Origin of the sequence: Pseudoalteromonas sp. S3776 (assembly GCF_005886915.1) — a bacterium.
Classification (GTDB): Bacteria; Pseudomonadota; Gammaproteobacteria; order Enterobacterales; family Alteromonadaceae; genus Pseudoalteromonas.
The window spans coordinates 20,886-40,446 of sequence record NZ_PNCU01000010.1 but is presented as its reverse complement, the minus strand read 5'-3'; the positions used below and the strand labels follow the sequence as shown (position 1 = coordinate 40,446).

Annotated in this window: 17 protein-coding genes; 3 read left to right on the top strand and 14 right to left on the bottom strand. The window is 41.4% G+C overall.

The annotated features are described in order from the left end of the window. Positions 1–41: 41 nt before the first annotated feature. The 9 genes from CWC16_RS05610 to CWC16_RS05570 form a co-directional block, all read right to left on the bottom strand. Positions 42–2,027 (bottom strand): flagellar hook-length control protein FliK, encoded by a 1,986-nt coding sequence (locus CWC16_RS05610; RefSeq protein WP_138540820.1) that lies wholly within the window; start codon positions 2,025–2,027, stop codon positions 42–44. 89 nt (positions 2,028–2,116) lie between these two features. Further along, complete coding sequence (gene fliJ, locus CWC16_RS05605) at positions 2,117–2,563, bottom strand: flagellar export protein FliJ (RefSeq protein ID WP_029773801.1); 447 nt, start codon at positions 2,561–2,563, stop codon at positions 2,117–2,119. After that, positions 2,563–3,897, bottom strand: coding sequence for a flagellar protein export ATPase FliI (gene fliI, locus CWC16_RS05600; RefSeq protein ID WP_138540819.1), 1,335 nt, complete (start codon positions 3,895–3,897; stop codon positions 2,563–2,565). Before fliI ends, fliJ begins: the two co-directional genes overlap by 1 nt. Before the next feature lie 18 nt (positions 3,898–3,915). Beyond that, positions 3,916–4,725 (bottom strand): flagellar assembly protein FliH, encoded by an 810-nt coding sequence (gene fliH / locus CWC16_RS05595; RefSeq protein ID WP_138540818.1) that lies wholly within the window; start codon positions 4,723–4,725, stop codon positions 3,916–3,918. Positions 4,726–4,728: 3 nt separating this feature from the next. Beyond that, positions 4,729–5,769 (bottom strand): flagellar motor switch protein FliG, encoded by a 1,041-nt coding sequence (gene fliG, locus CWC16_RS05590; RefSeq protein ID WP_004588291.1) that lies wholly within the window; start codon positions 5,767–5,769, stop codon positions 4,729–4,731. Beyond that, the gene (gene fliF / locus CWC16_RS05585; RefSeq protein WP_138540817.1) at positions 5,762–7,477 is read right to left on the bottom strand and encodes a flagellar basal-body MS-ring/collar protein FliF; all 1,716 of its coding nucleotides are present in this window, start codon (positions 7,475–7,477) and stop codon (positions 5,762–5,764) included. The genes fliG and fliF overlap by 8 nt, the downstream gene beginning before the upstream one ends. A 20-nt stretch (positions 7,478–7,497) precedes the next feature. Beyond that, the gene (gene fliE / locus CWC16_RS05580; protein WP_004588289.1) at positions 7,498–7,830 is read right to left on the bottom strand and encodes a flagellar hook-basal body complex protein FliE; all 333 of its coding nucleotides are present in this window, start codon (positions 7,828–7,830) and stop codon (positions 7,498–7,500) included. Between the two features lie 173 nt (positions 7,831–8,003). Then, entirely contained in the window at positions 8,004–9,428 is a 1,425-nt protein-coding gene (locus CWC16_RS05575; RefSeq protein ID WP_138540816.1) for a sigma-54-dependent transcriptional regulator, read from the bottom strand. Next, a complete protein-coding gene (locus tag CWC16_RS05570) occupies positions 9,425–10,537 on the bottom strand; it encodes a sensor histidine kinase (protein ID WP_029773881.1) in 1,113 nt (370 codons plus the stop codon). The genes CWC16_RS05575 and CWC16_RS05570 overlap by 4 nt, the downstream gene beginning before the upstream one ends. Before the next feature lie 132 nt (positions 10,538–10,669). Here CWC16_RS05570 and CWC16_RS05565 point away from each other — a divergent pair, with 132 nt between their 5' ends. Continuing rightward, the gene (locus tag CWC16_RS05565) at positions 10,670–11,260 is read left to right on the top strand and encodes a DNA-3-methyladenine glycosylase I (RefSeq protein ID WP_138540815.1); all 591 of its coding nucleotides are present in this window, start codon (positions 10,670–10,672) and stop codon (positions 11,258–11,260) included. A gap of 292 nt (positions 11,261–11,552) precedes the next feature. Here CWC16_RS05565 and CWC16_RS05560 read toward each other — a convergent pair whose 3' ends face one another. Beyond that, positions 11,553–12,989, bottom strand: coding sequence for a sigma-54 dependent transcriptional regulator (locus CWC16_RS05560; protein ID WP_138540814.1), 1,437 nt, complete (start codon positions 12,987–12,989; stop codon positions 11,553–11,555). A gap of 356 nt (positions 12,990–13,345) precedes the next feature. Between CWC16_RS05560 and fliS the strand changes: the two genes are divergently transcribed. Further along, entirely contained in the window at positions 13,346–13,747 is a 402-nt protein-coding gene (gene fliS / locus CWC16_RS05555) for a flagellar export chaperone FliS (RefSeq protein WP_055015914.1), read from the top strand. Positions 13,748–13,751: 4 nt separating this feature from the next. After that, complete coding sequence (locus CWC16_RS05550) at positions 13,752–14,048, top strand: hypothetical protein (RefSeq protein ID WP_138540813.1); 297 nt, start codon at positions 13,752–13,754, stop codon at positions 14,046–14,048. Positions 14,049–14,154: 106 nt separating this feature from the next. On the opposite strand, the gene fliD is transcribed toward CWC16_RS05550, so the two are convergent. The 4 genes from fliD to CWC16_RS05530 form a co-directional block, all read right to left on the bottom strand. After that, positions 14,155–15,561, bottom strand: a complete 1,407-nt coding sequence (gene fliD, locus CWC16_RS05545; RefSeq protein WP_138540812.1) for a flagellar filament capping protein FliD — start codon at positions 15,559–15,561, stop codon at positions 14,155–14,157. 56 nt (positions 15,562–15,617) lie between these two features. Continuing rightward, a complete protein-coding gene (locus CWC16_RS05540; RefSeq protein ID WP_138540811.1) occupies positions 15,618–16,052 on the bottom strand; it encodes a flagellar protein FlaG in 435 nt (144 codons plus the stop codon). 168 nt (positions 16,053–16,220) lie between these two features. Further along, positions 16,221–17,744, bottom strand: coding sequence for a flagellin (locus CWC16_RS05535; RefSeq protein WP_138540810.1), 1,524 nt, complete (start codon positions 17,742–17,744; stop codon positions 16,221–16,223). 307 nt (positions 17,745–18,051) lie between these two features. Next, the gene (locus tag CWC16_RS05530) at positions 18,052–19,557 is read right to left on the bottom strand and encodes a flagellin (protein WP_138540809.1); all 1,506 of its coding nucleotides are present in this window, start codon (positions 19,555–19,557) and stop codon (positions 18,052–18,054) included. Between the last annotated feature and the right edge of the window lie 4 nt (positions 19,558–19,561).

The following is a 19,561-nucleotide window of genomic DNA, read 5'->3' as shown; positions in this document are numbered from 1 at the left end:
GCAAAGGTACTTGCTTGTTTTAGTTATTATAATAGCAGTACTTAGGCATAGTAATCTATTGATGATGAAGTTTGTTGTCGAGAACTTTGTGGGTTACCCCCATCTTGCTCATCATTTTTATCGTGCTGTGTATTTTTATTAGCCGATTGACCTTGCGAGTGCCCCTCGCCTTCATCGCTTTGCTCATTAGCTGATTGCCCATAAGAAATAGAGCTTTCCCCTAAATCAATGCCCTGCTCGGCTAACATTTCACGTAAACGCGGCATTGATTGCTCGAGTGCTTCTTTAGCTTGCTGATTTTGCACCACAAAATTTATTTGTGCTTGCTCTGCATCACTTCTGATACGAATTTGCATACTACCCATTTCTGGTGGATCTAAGCGAATTTCAGCTTCTTTATTGCTAATACTTAGCATTGAAGATACACGCTCTTGAAGCATTTTAGCTGCATCACTTTTAACAATATTAATAGCCTGCATCATACTTGCATCTATATTCACCTGCTTAACCTGCGCGGTACTACTTTGTAATTGCTGCGACTGTATAGCTTGGCTCTCTAAAATAGACTGCTCATAACGAGCGCTGTCGTACTGAGCATTTATTTGTGCCTGCGTGTTATTCATTCCATCGGTTATAAGCGTAAACACCTGGGCTACACTGGGCAAACCAGTACTTGTTTTAGCCTCTTTAAGTAAGCTTTCCTGCTCGGCTTCTAAGGTGTCTAACTCTTTTGGAATTACAGCGTCTTGTTCAATACTAGAAGGGGGTTCAACATTAATCATGGCTTTATTTTGCGGTGTACTCGCACTCATTGCAGCATTACTAGCTTGCTGTGCATTTAAAGCCGCATTTGCAGAGCTTGAGACACTTTGCGCTTTGCTCTCATTAAGCTGCGTATCAAGCATAGTTTGTAAGTTGCTTATTGTTTCATTTACTTTTTTGAGCGTATCACCTGTCGGTTGCTCGTTACTCACATAGCTTTTTAATTGACTAAGTAGTGCCTGCTTTTCATCGCTATTTAAGCTTTTTAACTGAGATTGAATTAGCTCACCGCGCGTACTTGTCTGTTTTTCGTTTTGTACAACAAACTCTGTAAGTAATTGTTTAATAGCGCTTGCGCGATCATCACCTTCACTTGGCGTGGTTTCAGTAAATGAGTTTTTAACTTGCTCGTTTAACTGTGCACGTTGCGCTTCGCTTAATGAGTTCAGTACTTTAGATGTCGTTGATAGCTCTGATTGCGTAGATGTACGAGTCAGTTCTTTGGCTAATTGCTCTATGTCTGTATCGCTTATAGGTAGCGCACCTTCAGCATTTGGCGCAGTGCCCGGCGCTTTTGTATTTTCAGCACCTTCACCGTCACTATTTACAAGAGCCGCGTTGCTATTAGTTGTATTGATTTGTGTTTGCACTGCTTCTGCTATTGGGTTTTTAGCAGCACTACTTGCTAGGCTCTCATTTTTTAACGAGGGGGCTAAGTTTTCTTCAGCGCTTTGCTTAGTCGCTTTAGGTTCAAGCTCGGCGTTTGTAAACGCGCCTTTTTTGCCGTTGCTACTATTATCAGTTAAAAGAGTATCACCTGCTTTAGTCGTTATGGCATCGGCTTCATTAGTTTCACCTAATTGCGAAGCTAAAAAGCTAACACTTTTATCACTCTTTTGTGCACTTAATTCGCTAAAGTCACTATCGCTACTGCCGTGTTTTTTTACACTTACGTCAATCACTTGCGAGGAGTTTATTTGTGCTAAAACGCTGTCGCCAGATAATAGCGTATCTTGTGTGTCATCACTCGATGAATCTGTCGGTTTTTTGCCATTGGCTAGCTGCTTATCATCAGATGGCAATAAAGAACCTGTTTGGTTAGTAGCCTCAGAATTAGCAGGCAACACAAAGGGTTTGTCTGCATCTTGTAGCTGGCTTAAAAAAGCATCACCAGATTCGTTACCTGCAGGTAAGTTATTGTCTTTAAATGCTAAAAAAGAGTCTTTTTCAGCTGTTGCCAACATTGAAATATCGTTTATTGCCATAATTCACCTACACAGCACTGCGGCAAGTTACCACCGCACTTTGCCAAAATTAATTACCACCTACCAATAAAGCAATAAACGCGCCAGAGTTATAAACTTTTACGGCGCTGAAAAAATTGATTAGCAGAAAATTCGTCCAGCATTTTTTGCTCACTTTTTGCCATTAACGCCGCCGCTTTTAGGTTTTGTTTTTCAATTAGTTTTGCCACGGCTTTTGCTTTTACCTGCTGCTTTAACCACAAAGCTTTACGCTGTGATACAACTTGCTTAGCAGTATTTACCGTACTGGCTTGCTGGCGAATTGCTTCTTCAATTTTTGCTATAAAGGCATGGTACTGGCCAAAGCCCGCGCTTGATAAACCGGACTTTCCTTTCACATGTAATTGCTGAGAGTATTCTAATCTAAAGTTATTTAGCCCTTGCAGCTTTTGTTGGTTAGCTTGTAAATTTTGATTGGCTTGTAAGTAGCTCATGCGCAGATTTTCTTCTTTGTCGTTTTCGAGCTTAAGCAGTAAATCGAGCTTATTTTTTGCCATTATGCTTGTCCTAGTAATTGAGCTAGGCCGTGTAAACCATCGTCGTAGCTTATTACATCACGCATACCTTGCTGTAAAAACGCATTTACGCGCGGCATCATATTTATAGCTTGATCAAGCATTTGGTCAGCCCCTTTTTGATACGCACCTAAGGTGATCATATCTTTATTTTGCTGATACATTGAATACACTTGTTTTAATACGCGGGCCTGCTGCATATGAGGCTCAGACACCACTTGCGGCATAACACGAGAAATTGATTTTTCGATGTCTATTGCAGGATAGTGACCGCTATCGGCTAAGTCACGCGAAAGTACAATATGCCCATCTAAAATAGCACGTGCTGCATCGGCTATAGGGTCTTGCATATCATCGCCTTCACTGAGTACTGTAAAAAACGCAGTAATAGACCCTTGCCCTTCGCCGCCATTTCCCGCTCGTTCCACCAGCGCCGGTAATTTGGCAAATACAGAAGGCGGATACCCTTTTGTAGCGGGCGGCTCGCCAACCGCAAGCGCTATTTCACGTTGCGCCATGGCGTACCGGGTTACAGAATCAAGCAATAACAATACATTTAAACCTTGATCACGGAAGTACTCAGCAATGGTGACTGCACTTTCACAACCTTTTAAGCGCATAAGAGGCGATGCATCAGCAGGAGCGGCTACCACAACAGAGCGTTTGCGCCCTTCTACACCTAATATTTCTTCAATAAACTCTTTTACCTCACGGCCACGCTCTCCCACTAGGCCAACCACAATAACATCGGCTTCACTGCCGCGGGTCATCATACCTAAGAGTACTGACTTACCAACACCAGAGCCTGCAAACAAACCCATACGCTGGCCTTGCCCTACAGTAATCACTGAGTTTATAGCCCTTACACCTACGTCCATAGGTTGGCTGATTGGTCTTCTAGCGAGGGGGTTTATGGGGTTTTGTGCAAACTTTAAATAGTGTTCGGCGTTAATTTTTCCCAGGCCGTCAAGGGGGCGGCCTAAGCCATCCACTACACGGCCCAGTAAGCTCATACCAACGGGTAAACCTGTATCATTTACTTGTGGAATAACACGTGCACCAGGCAACACACCGGAAATGTGGTCATTAGGCATTAAATATAGAGTTTGCTCACTAAAGCCCACCACCTCGGCATCCACAAAGCCCGACATAGTTTCTATTTTGCATTGGCTGCCAACAGACGCACGCAGCCCTTTCGCCTCAAGAGTTAGCCCGACGACTCGGGTTAAAATACCCGCTACAGCAGGTTTAAACGCTGCAATATGGTGTTGGTATTGATTTAAGCGTTCGCTTAGAGGTGCACGTTGAGCTGCCATAACACGCCACAAAAAAGATTAGATACCGCTATCATGCAAAAAGCTATCCAACGTTTCTTTGACACGGGTTTTTAGGGTCATATCTAAAGATGATTGTGGCGTTTTTACTTCGCAACCGCCGCGCTCGAGTGTGGGTTCTGCAATTAGCTGCCAATTATTCTCTGCTATGGTTTGTTCACCGTAGCTTTGCTTTACCAGCTCTAAATCGTCCGGATTTAAATGCACGCGAACTTTTTCTTGTTCAGTATTTAATGCATCTATGCTTTTTTTGAGTGTATGTAATATAACATCGGGCGATGTTTTTATTTCTTGGTAGGTGATAGCTTCTGCCAACATAACCGCTAATTGCACTAAGTGCTTTTCTGCCACTTCGTCCACTTTGTCGAGCGGCGCACTGAGATTATCGATAATACTACGCAAGCTGGTTAACTGCTCTTCTATTAAGGGCTTAACATCTTCTTGGCCTTGTGTTTTACCAAGCTCTACACCTTCTTTGTAACCTGCTTCTTTGCCTTCACCAACGCCTTTTTCAAAGCCATCTATGTAACCTTGTTCGTGCCCTTGCTTTAAGCCTTCTTCATAAGCATCTTGCCTAATGCGCTCAAGCTCTGCCATAGTTAACGAAGGCAGTTCAGGCTCTTGCGGCTGCTCGTCTTCTACTGCTTCTTCTTCAACTTCTTTTTTATACAAATCAGAAAGCGGTGTACCAAAAGCCGTTGAACGATTGCCAAAACTACGCTCATCAGGCGCAACATCAGGTATTGGCCAGTTTTTTAAAAGCTCATCAGCTTCATCTGCATGTAAAGGGCGACCTTTTAATTTAGACATAGCTTACAGGAACTCCTCGCCACCGCCGCCGCCTAACTGAATCTCACCCGAGTCAGATAGACGCCTTGCTGTTGAAAGCACTTCTTTTTGGGCAGCTTCTACTTCACTTATTCTAACCGGTGCCATTGCTTCTAAGTCATCGGCAAGCATTTCGGCAGCACGTTTAGACATATTACCCAAAATTTTATCTTTAAGCGCTTCGTCAGTCCCTTTAATTGCTTTCATTAGTACGTCTTGCTGTACTTCACGCAATATGGCTTGAATGCCGCGGTCATCCACATCCATAAGGTTTTCAAACACAAACATAAGATCTTGAATTTGCTGAGACATTTCTTCATCGTGTTCACGAATAGAGTCCATCAACTGCCCTTCTACATTTGTATCTAGGTAGTTCATGATATCTGCCGCGGCTTTTAAGCCACCCATTTTAGCGGCTTGTGCGCCTGCTTGGCCGGCAAATTGTTTTTCCATAATCTCGTTAAGTTCTTGTAATGCTGCAGGTTGCACTTCTTCAAGATTAGCAATACGCATAGTTAAATCTAGGCGCACTTTTTCAGGAAATTGCGCTAGGATTTCTGCCGATTGCTCAGGCTCTAAATACGATAAAACAATAGTTTGAATTTGCGGGTGCTCATTACGAATAATATTGGCAACTTGCTTTGAGTCCATCCATTTAAGTGAATCTAACCCTTTAGCGCCCGAGCCCATTACAATTTGGTCTATTAAACTAGCTGCTTTATCTTCACCTAATGCGGCGGTGAGCGCCTTTTTAATAAAGTCTTCTGACTGGAAGCCAATAGTACTAAAGCTTTGTATTTGCTCTATAAATAAATTATGAACTGCGCTAATTTTAGATTGCGACAAGTCATCCAGCGCAGCCATAGCCATGCCTACCTTTTGCACTTGCTTAGGCTCTAAGTGCTTTAGGATTTGCGCTGCGTCTTCTTCAGATAAGCTCAATAAAAGAATCGCGGCTTTATCTACGCCATCTAACTTGTCAACATCAAATGCTGGCGGGAGTTGTTTTTGTTCTTGATCAGTCATCTTCTGTTAACCACGCTTTCACTACTTGTGATGAGAGTTCCGGTTCGTTCGCTACAAGTGCTCTTACCGCTTTAAGTAAATCTTCGTCGCCATGTAAGTCTGGCAGCTGCAGTGTACCATCACTTGAGAAACCAACAGCAGCAGAATCAAAGTCTTTATTTAGCATATCTAGCGTGCTATCGCCAATATCAACCCCTGAGCTTAATGCATCTTCGTCGTACTCTTCAAGCGTATCATCTGGGTAGATCAAGCGCTTAAGCATAGGCTTAACAACCGCCATAATTAATACAATAATAACTAAGGCGCCAAGCACAAGACGGATGATTTTCATAAACCAATCTTGTTCCCACAGCGGTACTTCTAAGTCTAAATCAACTGCTTCACGCACAAATGGTACGGTTACCACTTCTAATGCATCGCCACGTTGCATATCAAAACCCACCCCACCTTGTAATAGGCGACGTATATTTGACAAAGCTTCTACTGAGCGCGGTGCCATGGTTGTTTCGCCGTTTTCACCTACTTTGGGCACATAATCAACAGCTACCGATACGCTAATTCTGCGAATAACGCCTGTTTGTTGACGCTTATGCGAAATGGTGGTGTCTAGCTCAAAGTTACGCGTGGCCTCTTTATGTACTCGACTTGGGTTGGTTGCCGTACCTGCATTACTTTGGCCTGCCACTTCTGGAATAGTTGAATTCATAGGGGGCTGATTAGTCAGTGCCCCAGGAATACCTACCGCTAAGCCACCTATGTTGTTTTCTTCAAATGTGGTTTCGCTTCTAACTGCTGGTAAGTCTGGGTTGTAACGTTTTTGTGTTTCCTCTACTGAGCTAAAGTCCATATTTAAATCAACTTGCGCCGTGTAGTTACCCAAGCCGACCACAGGAATAAGAATACTGTCTATTTTTTCTAGATACTCTTGCTCACGTTTTCTTTCAATGTCGTATTCTTTACGAGAACGTGCTGCTAATGAGTCTTGTGAGCCAGAATTAAGTAAGCGGCCATTTTGATCTGTTACCGTAACACGTGAAGGCTCAAGCCCTTGTACTGCAGAGGCAATTATATCAACGACTGAATCAATCTCTTCACCATCAAGCGTACGGCCACGTTTAAGAGTCAATACCACTGTGGCTGATGGTTTTTTCTCTCTGCGTGCGAATACGTTTTCTTTTGGGATGGCTAATAAAACTTTAGCGCGAGTAACGTTGTTTAGTTCTTCTATAGTGCGGGCAAGTTGTTGCTCGCGACCGTGCTTTAAGCGCTCACGCTCGAGCCGTTGGCTCACACCAAAACCCATATCTTGCATTATGATATCGGTGCCTGAGGTAGGGCCTTGCTCTAAGCCTTCACGCGCCATCAATAATTTAATGTTTTGATACTCGCTTTCATCAACCGAAATAACGTTGCCGTCTAGCTCGTAGTCAATTTTTTGTGCATCTAAAAAATCAAGTGTTTGGATCAGCTCTTCTGTAGGCATTTTGCCAAGCGGACGCATATCGGGTTGGCGCGCCCAAATAATCACAAATATGGCAATAGCTAAACAAATAGCCAGCGCAATAATTAGGGTAACTTGGCGAAGCACATCAACCCCATTTAAGGCGCTTAAGTAGCCCGACTTTTGTTCTTGTTGCTCGTTGTCTTCACTTTGGTCAATACCGCCGCCAGCAAGAGCAAGATCTGTTGATTGATTAGATTGCGCCACAATAATTCTCCACTACCTACTTAAACAGGCATGTTCATAATTTCTTGGTATGACTCAACAAGTTTATTTCTTACTTGTACTGTAGCCTCAAATGCCACTGATGATTTTTGCGAAGCAATCATTGCCTCAGCAAGCGATACACTTCTGTCACCCATTTCAACAGCCACGACTTTTTGTTTAGCATCTTGTTGTAGGCCATTAACCGTATTTAATGCATCGCTTAGTAAGTCACCAAATTGAGCCGATGACGTTGGCTGAGCTTGCGTGGGTAGCTTATTAATTTGATTTGTATGGCCTGCTTCTAAGGCCATTGATTGCATTTCTTGGAATAACGCGCTGTTTTGAATTTTCATAATTTTCTCTGGCAAATGCAGTTAACGTTCATAAAGGGATTAAAGCACAAAGCGTGCCATAAAAATAAACCTTTAATAACATACAGTTAGCTATTGTTTTTAAGAGTCAGAGATTTGACAACCCTAAACTAAGCGTGGTTAGTTTAGGGTTATGTATAGAAGGGAGAGTTAGTTTATGCGGGTAGTGAAATACCTAAATCGCGCATTTGTGCGAGTTTATAACGTAAAGTACGCGGGCTGATGCCAAGTGTTTGTGCAACATCTTTACGTTTGCCTTGGCAGCGCGCGAGGGTTTCTAAAATTATTTTATGCTCTTTATCTTTTAGCTCATCTTTATAGCTGCCAGTATCTACGCTCGGCAGTGAGCTACTCGCCTCTACAGGCGTTATTTTGTCATCATAATATGCGTCACTGGGAGTACTCTCTTGCTCAGGCGCTATAACCTGAGTAGGCGCATTGGTGCTTGACGCTTGCATTAAATTTTCAATAAAAATAGCCTGCTCGCCAATTACATTGCCCGTTCGCAAAATAAGCGCACGTTGAATTACATTATCAAGTTCGCGTACATTACCTGGCCATGTATGGCTCAATAGTTTTTGCTCGGCATCACTATCAAGCGTTGCTAACGGCTCTTTATTTTTAACTAAATGGCGCTCTATTAAATGCTTAGCCAATACAATTATATCGCCTGGGCGCTCACTAAGTGGTCGCCACATTAATGGGAATACATTTAAGCGATAATATAAGTCTTCTCTAAACTTATTATCTGCAACAGCTTCTTTAAGATCGCGGTTACTGGTTGCGAGCACTCTCACATCGAGTGAAATTGTTTTGCGCGCACCTAAACGCTCAACTTCACGCTCCTGTAATACCCGTAATAGCTTAGCTTGCAGCCCTAAGTCCATTTCTGTTATTTCATCAAGCAATATAGTACCACCTTGGGCTTGCTCAAATTTACCTGGGCACGCTTGTATTGCACCAGTAAAAGCGCCTTTTTCATAGCCAAACAAGGTGGCTTCAAGCATATTTTCGGGAATAGCCGCGCAATTAATTGCCACAAAAGGCGCATCGCATCGGTTTGATTTATCGTGAATATATCGCGCTAATACCTCTTTACCTGAGCCGCTAGGGCCAAGCACCATTACACTTGCATCTGAGCGAGCCACTTTACTTGCAAGTTCTAATAGTTGAATACTGCTGGGGTCGGCTACAATTGGGCCATCAGTGTCTTTTGGTTTTTCGGGTAAATAGCGGCTAACCATATTTAAAAGCACCTCAGGGGCAAATGGTTTAGCCATATAATCAATTGCACCTAAGCGCATTGCCTCTACGGCATCATCAATCGTTGCGTAAGCTGTCATCATTAATACGGGGAGTTCTGGGTAGTTAAGCTTAATGCTCCTGAGCAAATCTAGGCCGCTCATCGCGCCCATTTGCACATCACTTACAACCAACGAAAACTCAGATTTCTTTAATTGGATCATGGCTTGCTCAGCACTTTGCGCTGCAACGCAGGCAATACCTGACATTTCTAACGTGTCTATGAGTGCTTCTCTTAAGCCTGCATCATCTTCAACTACCAGTATTGTATTGCTCATGCTGTTTTCTCCTGCATTGAGGTCGTGCATATGGGCAGCAATAAACTAAAACATGCACCACCATTGGCATTATTAACCACTTCAACACGTCCTTGATGCGCGTTTGCCACAGAACTTACTACAGCAAGCCCAAGCCCCGTACCTTGGCTTTTAGTGGTATAAAACGGTTCAAAAATTTTCTCTATTTGGCTCAGCTCTACCCCAGGGCCGTTATCGCATACGCTAATACGTACGGTGTCAGGTTCGCTACTATCTCGCTGTGCTTTTAAGGTCACTTTTGCCTGGCTGCCAATAATTTGAATACTATTATGAATAAGATTTTGAATAGCGCTGGCCAGCGCAGTTTTATTACCGGTGATTTCTATATCTGGCTCTGGTAACTCAACAGCAAGTTCGCTGTTATTTAAAGCCACCATAGCATCGGCACCAAGTTTTACTTCGTTTAAAAGTTGCTGCATAGAGACTTGCTCAACCACTTGTTGTTCGCCACTTTTAGCAAAAAGTAGCATGTCATTAACTTGGGTTTCTAAATCTTTTAAACGCGACATAAGCTTGGTTTGAAAGTTATCGCGTGATGTTTCGGGTAGCTTTTTAGAGCCCAAATTGGCCGCGTATAACATAGCTGCAGAAAGCGGTGTACGCACTTGGTGCGCAAGCGATGCCACCATTTTACCAAGCGCACTCAAACGTTGCATATGTGCAACACGCTTTTGCAAACGACGGGTTTCTGTTAAATCGGTCATTAATATAAGCTGACCAGGCTCTGGCGCAAGTGCAGTAATATCAAGTTTTATAAGTCGGCCGTCTTTGAGCGACACTTCATGTCCATCATCTTGGTGGGGACGAAAAGAGCGTTGAATAATGTTAAACCATTTCTCTCCTTCGAGCGGCTCACCTAACATATCAATCGCGATTTGATTGGCTTTTGCAATAAGGCCTTTGCCATCAAGTACAACAACACCTGCTGGCATGGTATCAACTAAGTGCGACAGCCAACTTGCTTGTTGTCTTAAATCACTTAATTCACCAATGTACTCTTCTTGAAGCAAACATGGGTTATACTGATTTGCAGTAATAAACTGTGGTTTAAGTACACTCGCAAGGGCCATAATCAAATCTCTTAATGATGTAGATACAGGGCTTAATGCAGAATTTATACCAAAATTATTTTATATATTTTTCATTTAGTTAGCTTACAATAACGCGTAACAAAAAAATGACGCACAAAAAAAGGAATAATAATGAGTGAGCAAAATAAATGCCGTTGTGCGTGGCTCGACACCACAAAACCAGACTATGTGAAATACCATGATGAAGAATGGGGGGTGCCCCTTTATGACGACACACTATTATTTGAATTTATTACGCTAGAATCAGCACAAGCGGGACTCAGTTGGTACACTATTTTAAAAAAGCGTGCAGGGTATAAAAAAGCATTTGCCAACTTTGATGTGCAAAAAGTGGCTAACTTTACAGCCGATGATATAGAGCGGTTAATGCAAGATAAGAACATAGTACGTAACCGATTAAAAATAGCTGCTACGATTAATAATGCTCAACGGTTTATCGAAATTCAAAAAGAGTTTGGCAGCTTTAGTCATTATCAATGGCGATTTGTGGACAATAAACCAATTATTAATAATGTAAATAGTGATGAAGACGCTCCTGCAATGACCGAAGAGTCAAAAGCATTTGCAAAAGATTTAAAAAAACGAGGCTTCAAGTTTTTAGGGCCTACAACGGTGTACGCACATATGCAGGCCTGTGGCATGGTAAACGATCATAGTAATGATTGTTTTAGAAAAGAAGAAATTATAAAGGCTTTTGGTTGATAAGTGATTTATTACCATAAAAGTGATCTGTTCACAAAGAGGATAAGAGACGCTTCGCTTTAGAGCAGTAACGTGTAAGCTAACTGTGGTTTCTCATTTAACCTCGTTTTTTTGGGTCTAAGCAATTAAAAGCAGCGCTTTTACACGAGCAAGCTCAGCGTCTACCTCCAAAGTTTAAGTTTGCGTTTATCTTATAGACGCGAAGCTTGCTTGCGTGACGGGCAAAGCCCGTAAATTAATTCCTCAAAAATGAATAATAAATAACGAAAAGCCTATCAGCATTTGCATACTGCTAATCTCGTGACAGATTGTACTTTTTCATTTTTTCGACAAGTGTTGTACGCCTTACACCTAGTATTTCTGCAGCGCGCGCAACAACGTAATCAAAGCGTTCAAGTGCTTGGGTAATTAAGCTTATTTCAAGTTCGGCTAAATAATCTTTAAGCTCAATGCCCTCTTCGGGTAATACGCCAGATCCCTGTTGGCTAAATTCAGGCTCAGGGTCATTATCATAATCGCTAAAACCTGAGCTAAAAATATCGTTAAAGGCATCTTTTTCAAGTAGTTCTTCAGGGTATTCAGGCTCGTAGGCATCTACCTCGATGTAGCGGTATTTATTAGGTAAATCGGGTACATCCACTACTTTTTCAGGGAACATAATCACCATGCGCTCCACTAAATTAGCAAGCTCCCGAATATTACCAGGCCAAGCATGCTCTTTTAGACTCTCAACCGCGCGCTCTGTAAATTTAGCCGACGTACCACTTTGCTCATTAACACGGCGCATTAGCTCTTTAAGTAATAAAGGTATGTCGTCAGCACGCTCATTAAGTGACGGGTTTTCAATAGGAAATACATTTAAACGGTAATATAAATCTTCCCTAAAGCTGCCCTTTTCAATCATTTCCTCAAGGTTGCGGTGGGTAGCGGCAATAACACGTACATCTGCTTGAATCGCTTTTGTGCCACCTACACGCTCGTAGCTACGCTCTTGTAATACGCGAAGTAGCTTAACTTGCATTTGCAGTGGCATATCGCCAATTTCATCTAAAAACAGCGTACCGCCTTGCGCTAATTCAAACCGCCCTTTACGTGCAGAAATAGCGCCGGTAAACGCCCCTTTTTCATGACCGAATAACTCACTTTCAAGAAGCTCTCCTGGAATAGCACCACAGTTTACTGGTACAAATGGCCCCGTATTGCGTTTAGATAATAAATGTACATTACGCGCAACCACTTCTTTACCCGTACCCGACTCACCTAAAATAAGCACGTTTGCATCGGTTTTAGCCACTTGCTCTATCAAAAAGCGTACGTTTTTAACCGCGTCAGTTTCCCCTACTAAACCATCAAATGTTTTATGTGGCTTATGATGCTTGTGACTTCCAGGAAGCATACGTTGGTACTGTTGGCAGTCGTGTAATAACTGTGTGGTTACTTCGTGATTAAACGGCTCACAAATTAGTCCCACTACATTAGCAATGCTTAATAATGGCTTGAGTGTTTCACCAATGAGTAAAAAAGGCAGGGTTGGGTAGCGTTTAATTAAGCCTTCATGATCTAAGCTTTGTAATGCGCCTAAAATAACAATGCATTCTTGCTGTTGATACTTACTACATACTTCTTCAAAGTCATTTTCATCAAGCAACTGCACAGCTTCCCCAATAAAGGTAAGTGATGCATGTAATCCTATTGCACGGTTATTATTATTATCTAAAATCAAGATCATAGTTAGCGAGCCATAATTTCACTAATTTATTTTATTAGCTAAATTGTAAGCGAGATCTGTATGGATGCAAGTAATAGCGGCGGTTTTTTGACATAAACGCCAAAAAATAGACATCGCTATAAAACAATAATACTTAATAATTAAAACTTAAGTATTGTTTTGTTGTTTAATACTTAAAGCTAATGCTATGTCTTGTTTTTTACTTAGTGCATAAATCTACGTAGGTCAAAAATATAAACTATAATTAACTTAAGTTGAAAGCAACAATGCCGATAACTAAATAAATGCAATATGCTTGGCATTAATATTGCTTTTGTTACGTACAGACGATTTCACATATTTATTTAGGATTTTCCATGGCTCATGTTTCATTAAAAAAATATTCTCAAGTGCGCGCCAGCAACATCGCAGAAATGGCGCCCTATGAGCAAATTAACCTTATTTTTAGTAACATAATTGGCCGCTTGGCCGCTACTAAAGGGTTTATTGAGCGCAAAGAAATAGAAAAAAAAGGCGAAAACATCTCTGCCTGTATTTTACTCTTAGGTGCATTACAAGACGCGCTTAATTTAGAAGTGGAACAAGATCCGAGTATTTCAAATAATTTATTAGCACTTTATGACTACTGCCAAAGACGCCTTGTGCAAGCAAATGTTGACAATGATATTGAGATTATTTCTGAAGTAGCTGGCATTATTAAAGAAATTAAAGAAGGGTGGGATAGCATTCCTGTCGATCAGCGTAATCCTGCGGTATAAGCGAATGGCTTTAGAGGAAACAAGTAAAGCTGAGCATATTAATCAATTGCTCAGCAGAATCGAATTATTAGTGCAAAGCAATAACGCTGATGAAGCTCCCCCTATTATGGATACTTTAAATAGTGAGCTTAAGCGCTGGTGCGAAAGCGATAACCCGCCTACCGCCGAGCAACTTGTGGCTGTGCAAACCAATATCAACAACATTAGCAAGCAGGCAAATGCTGTAAAAAATGAATCATCTAAAGCCATAATTAAGCAAAAAAAAACAGGTAAAGCAATCTCGGCTTATAAGTCGGTATAGCTACTTCTAGCAGTTTTAAAACTTACTAGGCATCTTAAAGGCAATATTTAGACATAAAAAAAACGTTTTTAAACGGTTTTTTTATGTTCATAATTAATATGGAAAATTAAGAATTATTACTCACCACACCAGGCATATTTTCAAGCTGCGCTTGCACGTAACTACTTGTCGAATTGAGGCTCGCTACCAATAAATCCATGGCATTGTATTGAGCGTATAGCCTGTCAGATAACGATTCCATTTTACTTGTCAGGCTTTCGCGCTGCTCATCAATATCTTCTAATTGGTTTGTTTTACTATCGATACGGTTTTGGATAATGCCGTCAGAATCTGTATAAAAGCTCATTAACTCATCAAACGATTGGGCAAAGCCGCCTTCGTCTTCATCAGTGCCTACAAAAAACTGCTGCACTAAGTCGACATCTTCATCAATTTTTTCATTTAAAGTCTCGGTATTAAGCGTCAATACTCCATAACGATCGGCTTCAACACCTAATTGCGAAAGTGATAATGAGTTGCCATTACCTAAATCTACAGAGTCGGTAATCTGCTCTCGCAATTTAGACATTACACCGCGTAGTAACGAATCACCGGCCATTACACCAGCACCATCTTCGCTTGATGCCCCTAAGTTATTACTAAGTTCAAGTAATTCATTGTAACTAGAAATAAAATTGTTTAAGCCCGATTGGATATTGTTATTATTTTCGGTTACCGATATATCACTTAAATCATCATCAGTACCCTGAGCTTTTTTAGCGGTGATTGTTATACCGTCTATAACATCAGTAAACGTATTTGAAGAACTACTAACTGTGAGTGAGCCATCAATGGTAATGGATGCATCGGTTGCAGCAATAATTTCAGATGCATTTTGTACACCTGCAGAGTCAAAAGCTAAACGAGATAGTCCGTTGGTATCTGTGTTATTACCGTCAGTATCCGTTACTTCTACTTTAATCTCGTTTTCTAAGCCACTCTCTTTAGCTGAAAGAACTAAATGCTGGCCTGTATCATCCGTTATTATTGTTGCGTTTATGCTATCGTTATCGCTGCTGTCGTTAATCGCGTCTCTGATTTCGCTTAGAGTTGCGGTGTCTGATACTTCAATATCAAAGCTATTCTCGCCGGAGCTGAGTGTCATAGTACCTTCACCCACAGCGGCGTCAGCATCAAATGCTTCTGATAGTATTTTATGCTCCGTAGCAAGGTTATTAACCTTTACAGAATAACCACCTGGTTGGGCGTCTTCATCAGCACTGATAGAGACAAAATCATCATTGCCTGATGCACTACGTTTTTGGTAATTATCTGCGTCACCTAGCGCTTCCACTGCTGTTTGTACTTGCTGTAGCGCAGACTTTAAAGCCCCTACAGCAGAAATATCAGTAGTTAGCGTACTTTCTTGAGTGTTTAAACGAGCCTCAGCTGGAGCCTGCTCAGCATTAACTAGCGCATCAACTATATCTGATACCGCTAAACCAGAGCCTAAACCATTAAACGAAATAGACATACTTCACCTCTTTAAACCCAAAAAACTTAACTAATAATATATCAACACTACGTCGACTAAACGGTTTGGTCGATTAAAATACCTGCAGATTCAGAAAGCTTTGACACTAAACTTAATACCTCTTCCGAAGGGTATTGCTTAATTACATCACCACTGGTTTTATCAAGTATTTTAATAACGTCACGCCCTGAGTCTTCATCAACTTGAAATTGCAGACTACGGTTCATTTCACCCATAAAGTCCTGCAATTGTTGCGCCACTTTTTCAAGCTGTTCACGCTCAAGCTGTTGGTTTTGCGAACTATTAGTCTCAGTTCCTTGTTGTGCGTATTGGTTGCTTAACTGATTTCGTGGGCCTTGTTCATCCGTTTTATTTACGTCATCAACAGCTCGCTGAGTCAATACTGAGCCAGCCTGCCCTATTTGTTTATCTTCACCAGTTAAAGATGTTGATGCTATAGTAACTTCTGCGTTTGAAGTAATGGTGTTCATAACGCCTCCTAAAATTGCCGAACTTGTATAGTTATTAGACTAACAATAGCTTAATTTATACCCTTAAACCACAAAAGGAGGTAGCTAAAGCCACCTCCTTGTTTTTTTAAAACTAATACTGACTTTTTGTACTAGCTAGCTACCCATTAAGCTATAAGGTTTAACTTATTAACCTAATAAGCTTAGAGCTGTTTGTGGTAACTGATTCGCTTGAGATAAGATTGACGTACCCGCTTGTTGCAAGATTTGGTTTTTAGTCATCTCTGCTGTTTCAGTCGCAAAGTCTGTGTCTTGAATACGGCTACGTGAAGCAGATACGTTTTCAGAGATGTTTGATAAGTTGCTAATAGTGTGGTCAAAACGGTTTTGAACCGCACCTAAACCAGCTCGTTGAGCATCGATGTTAGCAATTGCGTTATCAATGATAGCTAGTGCATCCTGCGACCCTTTTTGGTCAGTAATATCGACATCCGCTACATTGTTTAATTTACTTGTAACTTCATTTGTTGTAGAAGCTAAAGAAGTATCGCTCGCCTCAACTGTAAAAACTTCAGAAGAGTTAAGTTGTATACCACCTGTAATTCTTGTTGAATCATTAGTAGTTCCAGCAACTGGGCCACTAGTTAATACTGTTGGGGTAGTATTATCCTCGGCAGTACCATTATAACTTAATGCAGAAACTGTTAGAGTTGCAGCTACGTCGGCACCTGCAGCATCCGTAGTTGCGAAATCTTCGATAGTAACATCTTCGCCTTGATTGTTCGAAATGCTAAGTACGCCATTATCTATTGTAGCTGTAACCCCGTGCTCATCAGTACCAGCATTGATAGCTTCAGCCATAGCTAGCTCATCACTTACAGTGTTAGCTGTTGCTACAAAAGAAACTTTTTCATCATTTAGTTTAAAACTTACTGTTTCGCCTGCTACTGTAGCCGTACCACCAATATCTAAAGTCGCCTCTGTTCTTGCCTGGGCTGTTACTCCTGTGGTATTAGTAGCTTGATTAATAGAAGCTGCAGCTTCTTTTGCTGAAGCGCCTGCAGCTATGTTGATTGTAGCATCACCTCTACCAGAAATGTCGTAAGTACCACCTGCAACTGCACTAGCTGGCGCAGTAGTGCCCGCTGCAACTGTAGTACCAAAACCTGTATTGGCTGCACCTTGAAGGTTTGTTTGGTTAGACCCTATTTTTTCTGCAGCTACACTTGATAACGAAACATTAATAGTTTCATTTGAGTTAGCACCAATTTGGAAAGATTTAGAACCAAAACTACCATCTAGAAGCTGTTGACCACCAAATGATGTTGTATCTGCGATACGTGTTAATTCAACTTGCAATGCAGACACTTCCTTTTGAAGTGACTCACGGTCTTCTGTCGAGTTTGAGCCGTTTGCTGATTGCAGTGCTAGCTCACGCATACGTTGTAAAATGCTTGTAGACTCGCTCATTGCACCTTCAGCGGTTTGTGCCATTGAGATACCGTCGTTAGCGTTACGTTGTGCTACTGCTAAACCATTTACTTGTGATGTTAAACGGTTTGAAATTTGTAGGCCTGCCGCATCATCTTTTGCGCTGTTGATACGCATACCTGATGATAAACGCTCCATTGACGTTGCAAGGTCAGAGCCTGAAGTAGAAAGGTTACGCTGAGCGTTTAATGAAGATACATTTGTATTTACTGAAATCATAATAAAACTCCTGATTACTTTCGTAATGTGACTGTTTAGATTTAACCAAGAGCTGTCACAATTGTATGTTCAAGCTCTGTACTGGTTAAGTTAACGGCAGGAGAAAATTTATCTTTAGCGTTATTTTGATTTATTTTTAAAGTTATTAATAAAATAAATATAAACAACTAATTTTAAAGGAAATAATAAATTCACTTCCCCCTAAAAAAGTTTTTTATTCACGTACAGCGTGCTATTTTTGGACAAAAAACAAAAAAAGCACACCTATCAAGATGTGCTTTTTTATAAGTTTTATTAATAGCGTTTATTACTAACCACCTAACAAGCTAATCGCAGCCTGTGGTACTTGGTTTGCCTGCGAAAGGATTGATGTACCTGCCTGCTGTAGTATTTGGTTTTTAGTCATCTCTGCTGTTTCCGTAGCAAAATCGGTGTCTTGAATACGGCTACGCGATGCGGTTACATTTTCTTCAATGTTTGCAAGGTTGTTAATTGTAAAGCTAAAGCGGTTTTGCACAGCACCTAATCCCGCACGCTGCTCATCAATATTGGCTATTGCATTATCAATGATTGAAAGCGCATCTTGGGAGCCTTTTTGAGTAGTCACATCAATATCAGCTGCATTTTCAAGCTTACTGGTGGTCTCATTAATAGTCGCAGCTAAAGAAGTATCATCTGCAGTAGCAGTAAACACCTCTGCAGAATTAAGCTGAATACTTCCCATTACTCGTGTTGAGTCTGTACCAGTACCACTGGTAAGTGTTACTGCGGTATCTGGGTTACCATTATATGAAGCCGCGGTAACATCTAAAGTAGCAGCAACCGCTGTACCTGTAGCGTCAGTCGTTTCAAAATCTTCGATTACGACGTCTTCACCTTGGTTGTTAGAGATAGTTAGCACGCCATTTTCAATTACAGCTGTAACACCATGCTCATCTGTACGCGCATTTATCGCTTCAGCCATTGCTTGCTCATCACTGTCTACATTAGCAGTGGCCACAAACGATACTTTTTCGCCATTTAGCTCAAAGCTTACTATTTCATCAGCAACGGTAGCTGCACCACCAATATCAAGAACAGCCTCAGTACGCGCTTGCGCAGTAACGCCGGTAGTTCCTGTCATTTGGTTAATTTTAGCTGCAGCATCTTTTGCTGTGGTACCTGCTTCAATATTAATTATTGAGTCATCACGTCCTGAAATCGTATATGTACCCGCAGCTACTGAGTTTGCAGGTGCAGTAGCGCCAGCCGCTACGGCAGTACCAAAGCCTGTATTTGCAACACCTTGTAAATTTAATTGGTTTGACCCAATTTTTTCAGCTGCAACGCTTGAAAGTGATACATTAATGGTTTCGTTAGCATTAGCGCCTACTTGGAAAGTTTTACTACCGTAACTACCGTCTAGTAACTGTTGACCACCGAATGAGGTGGTTTCTGCAATACGGGTTAGCTCAACCTGAAGTGCTGATACTTCTTTTTGCAGTGCTTCTCTATCTTCTGCTGAGTTTGAACCATTAGCCGCTTGCAGCGCAAGTTCACGCATTCGCTGAAGTATGTTGGTCGACTCACTCATCGCACCTTCAGCGGTTTGCGCCATTGAAATACCATCATTGGCATTACGTTGAGCCACTGACAAACCATTTATTTGAGAGGTTAAGCGGTTTGAAATTTGTAAGCCCGCCGCATCATCTTTTGCGCTATTAATACGCATACCTGATGATAAACGCTCCATTGAAGTTGCTAGGCCTTCGCCAGATTTTGTTAAGTTACGTTGTGCGTTCAATGACGACACATTAGTATTTACTGTTAATGCCATTTGA

Coding starts and splice junctions, on each gene's coding strand:
- CWC16_RS05550 (WP_138540813.1), top strand. CDS start 13,752: ATGGCTTTAGAGGAAACAAGTAAAGCTGAGCATATTAATCAATTGCTC.
- fliS (WP_055015914.1), top strand. CDS start 13,346: ATGGCTCATGTTTCATTAAAAAAATATTCTCAAGTGCGCGCCAGCAAC.
- fliH (WP_138540818.1), bottom strand. CDS start 4,725: ATGTCTAAATTAAAAGGTCGCCCTTTACATGCAGATGAAGCTGATGAG.
- CWC16_RS05530 (WP_138540809.1), bottom strand. CDS start 19,557: ATGGCATTAACAGTAAATACTAATGTGTCGTCATTGAACGCACAACGT.
- fliE (WP_004588289.1), bottom strand. CDS start 7,830: ATGAAAATTCAAAACAGCGCGTTATTCCAAGAAATGCAATCAATGGCC.
- CWC16_RS05575 (WP_138540816.1), bottom strand. CDS start 9,428: ATGAGCAATACAATACTGGTAGTTGAAGATGATGCAGGCTTAAGAGAA.
- CWC16_RS05570 (WP_029773881.1), bottom strand. CDS start 10,537: ATGGCCCTTGCGAGTGTACTTAAACCACAGTTTATTACTGCAAATCAG.
- CWC16_RS05610 (WP_138540820.1), bottom strand. CDS start 2,027: ATGGCAATAAACGATATTTCAATGTTGGCAACAGCTGAAAAAGACTCT.
- CWC16_RS05540 (WP_138540811.1), bottom strand. CDS start 16,052: ATGAACACCATTACTTCAAACGCAGAAGTTACTATAGCATCAACATCT.
- fliG (WP_004588291.1), bottom strand. CDS start 5,769: ATGACTGATCAAGAACAAAAACAACTCCCGCCAGCATTTGATGTTGAC.
- CWC16_RS05565 (WP_138540815.1), top strand. CDS start 10,670: ATGAGTGAGCAAAATAAATGCCGTTGTGCGTGGCTCGACACCACAAAA.
- fliI (WP_138540819.1), bottom strand. CDS start 3,897: ATGGCAGCTCAACGTGCACCTCTAAGCGAACGCTTAAATCAATACCAA.
- CWC16_RS05560 (WP_138540814.1), bottom strand. CDS start 12,989: ATGATCTTGATTTTAGATAATAATAATAACCGTGCAATAGGATTACAT.
- fliD (WP_138540812.1), bottom strand. CDS start 15,561: ATGTCTATTTCGTTTAATGGTTTAGGCTCTGGTTTAGCGGTATCAGAT.
- fliJ (WP_029773801.1), bottom strand. CDS start 2,563: ATGGCAAAAAATAAGCTCGATTTACTGCTTAAGCTCGAAAACGACAAA.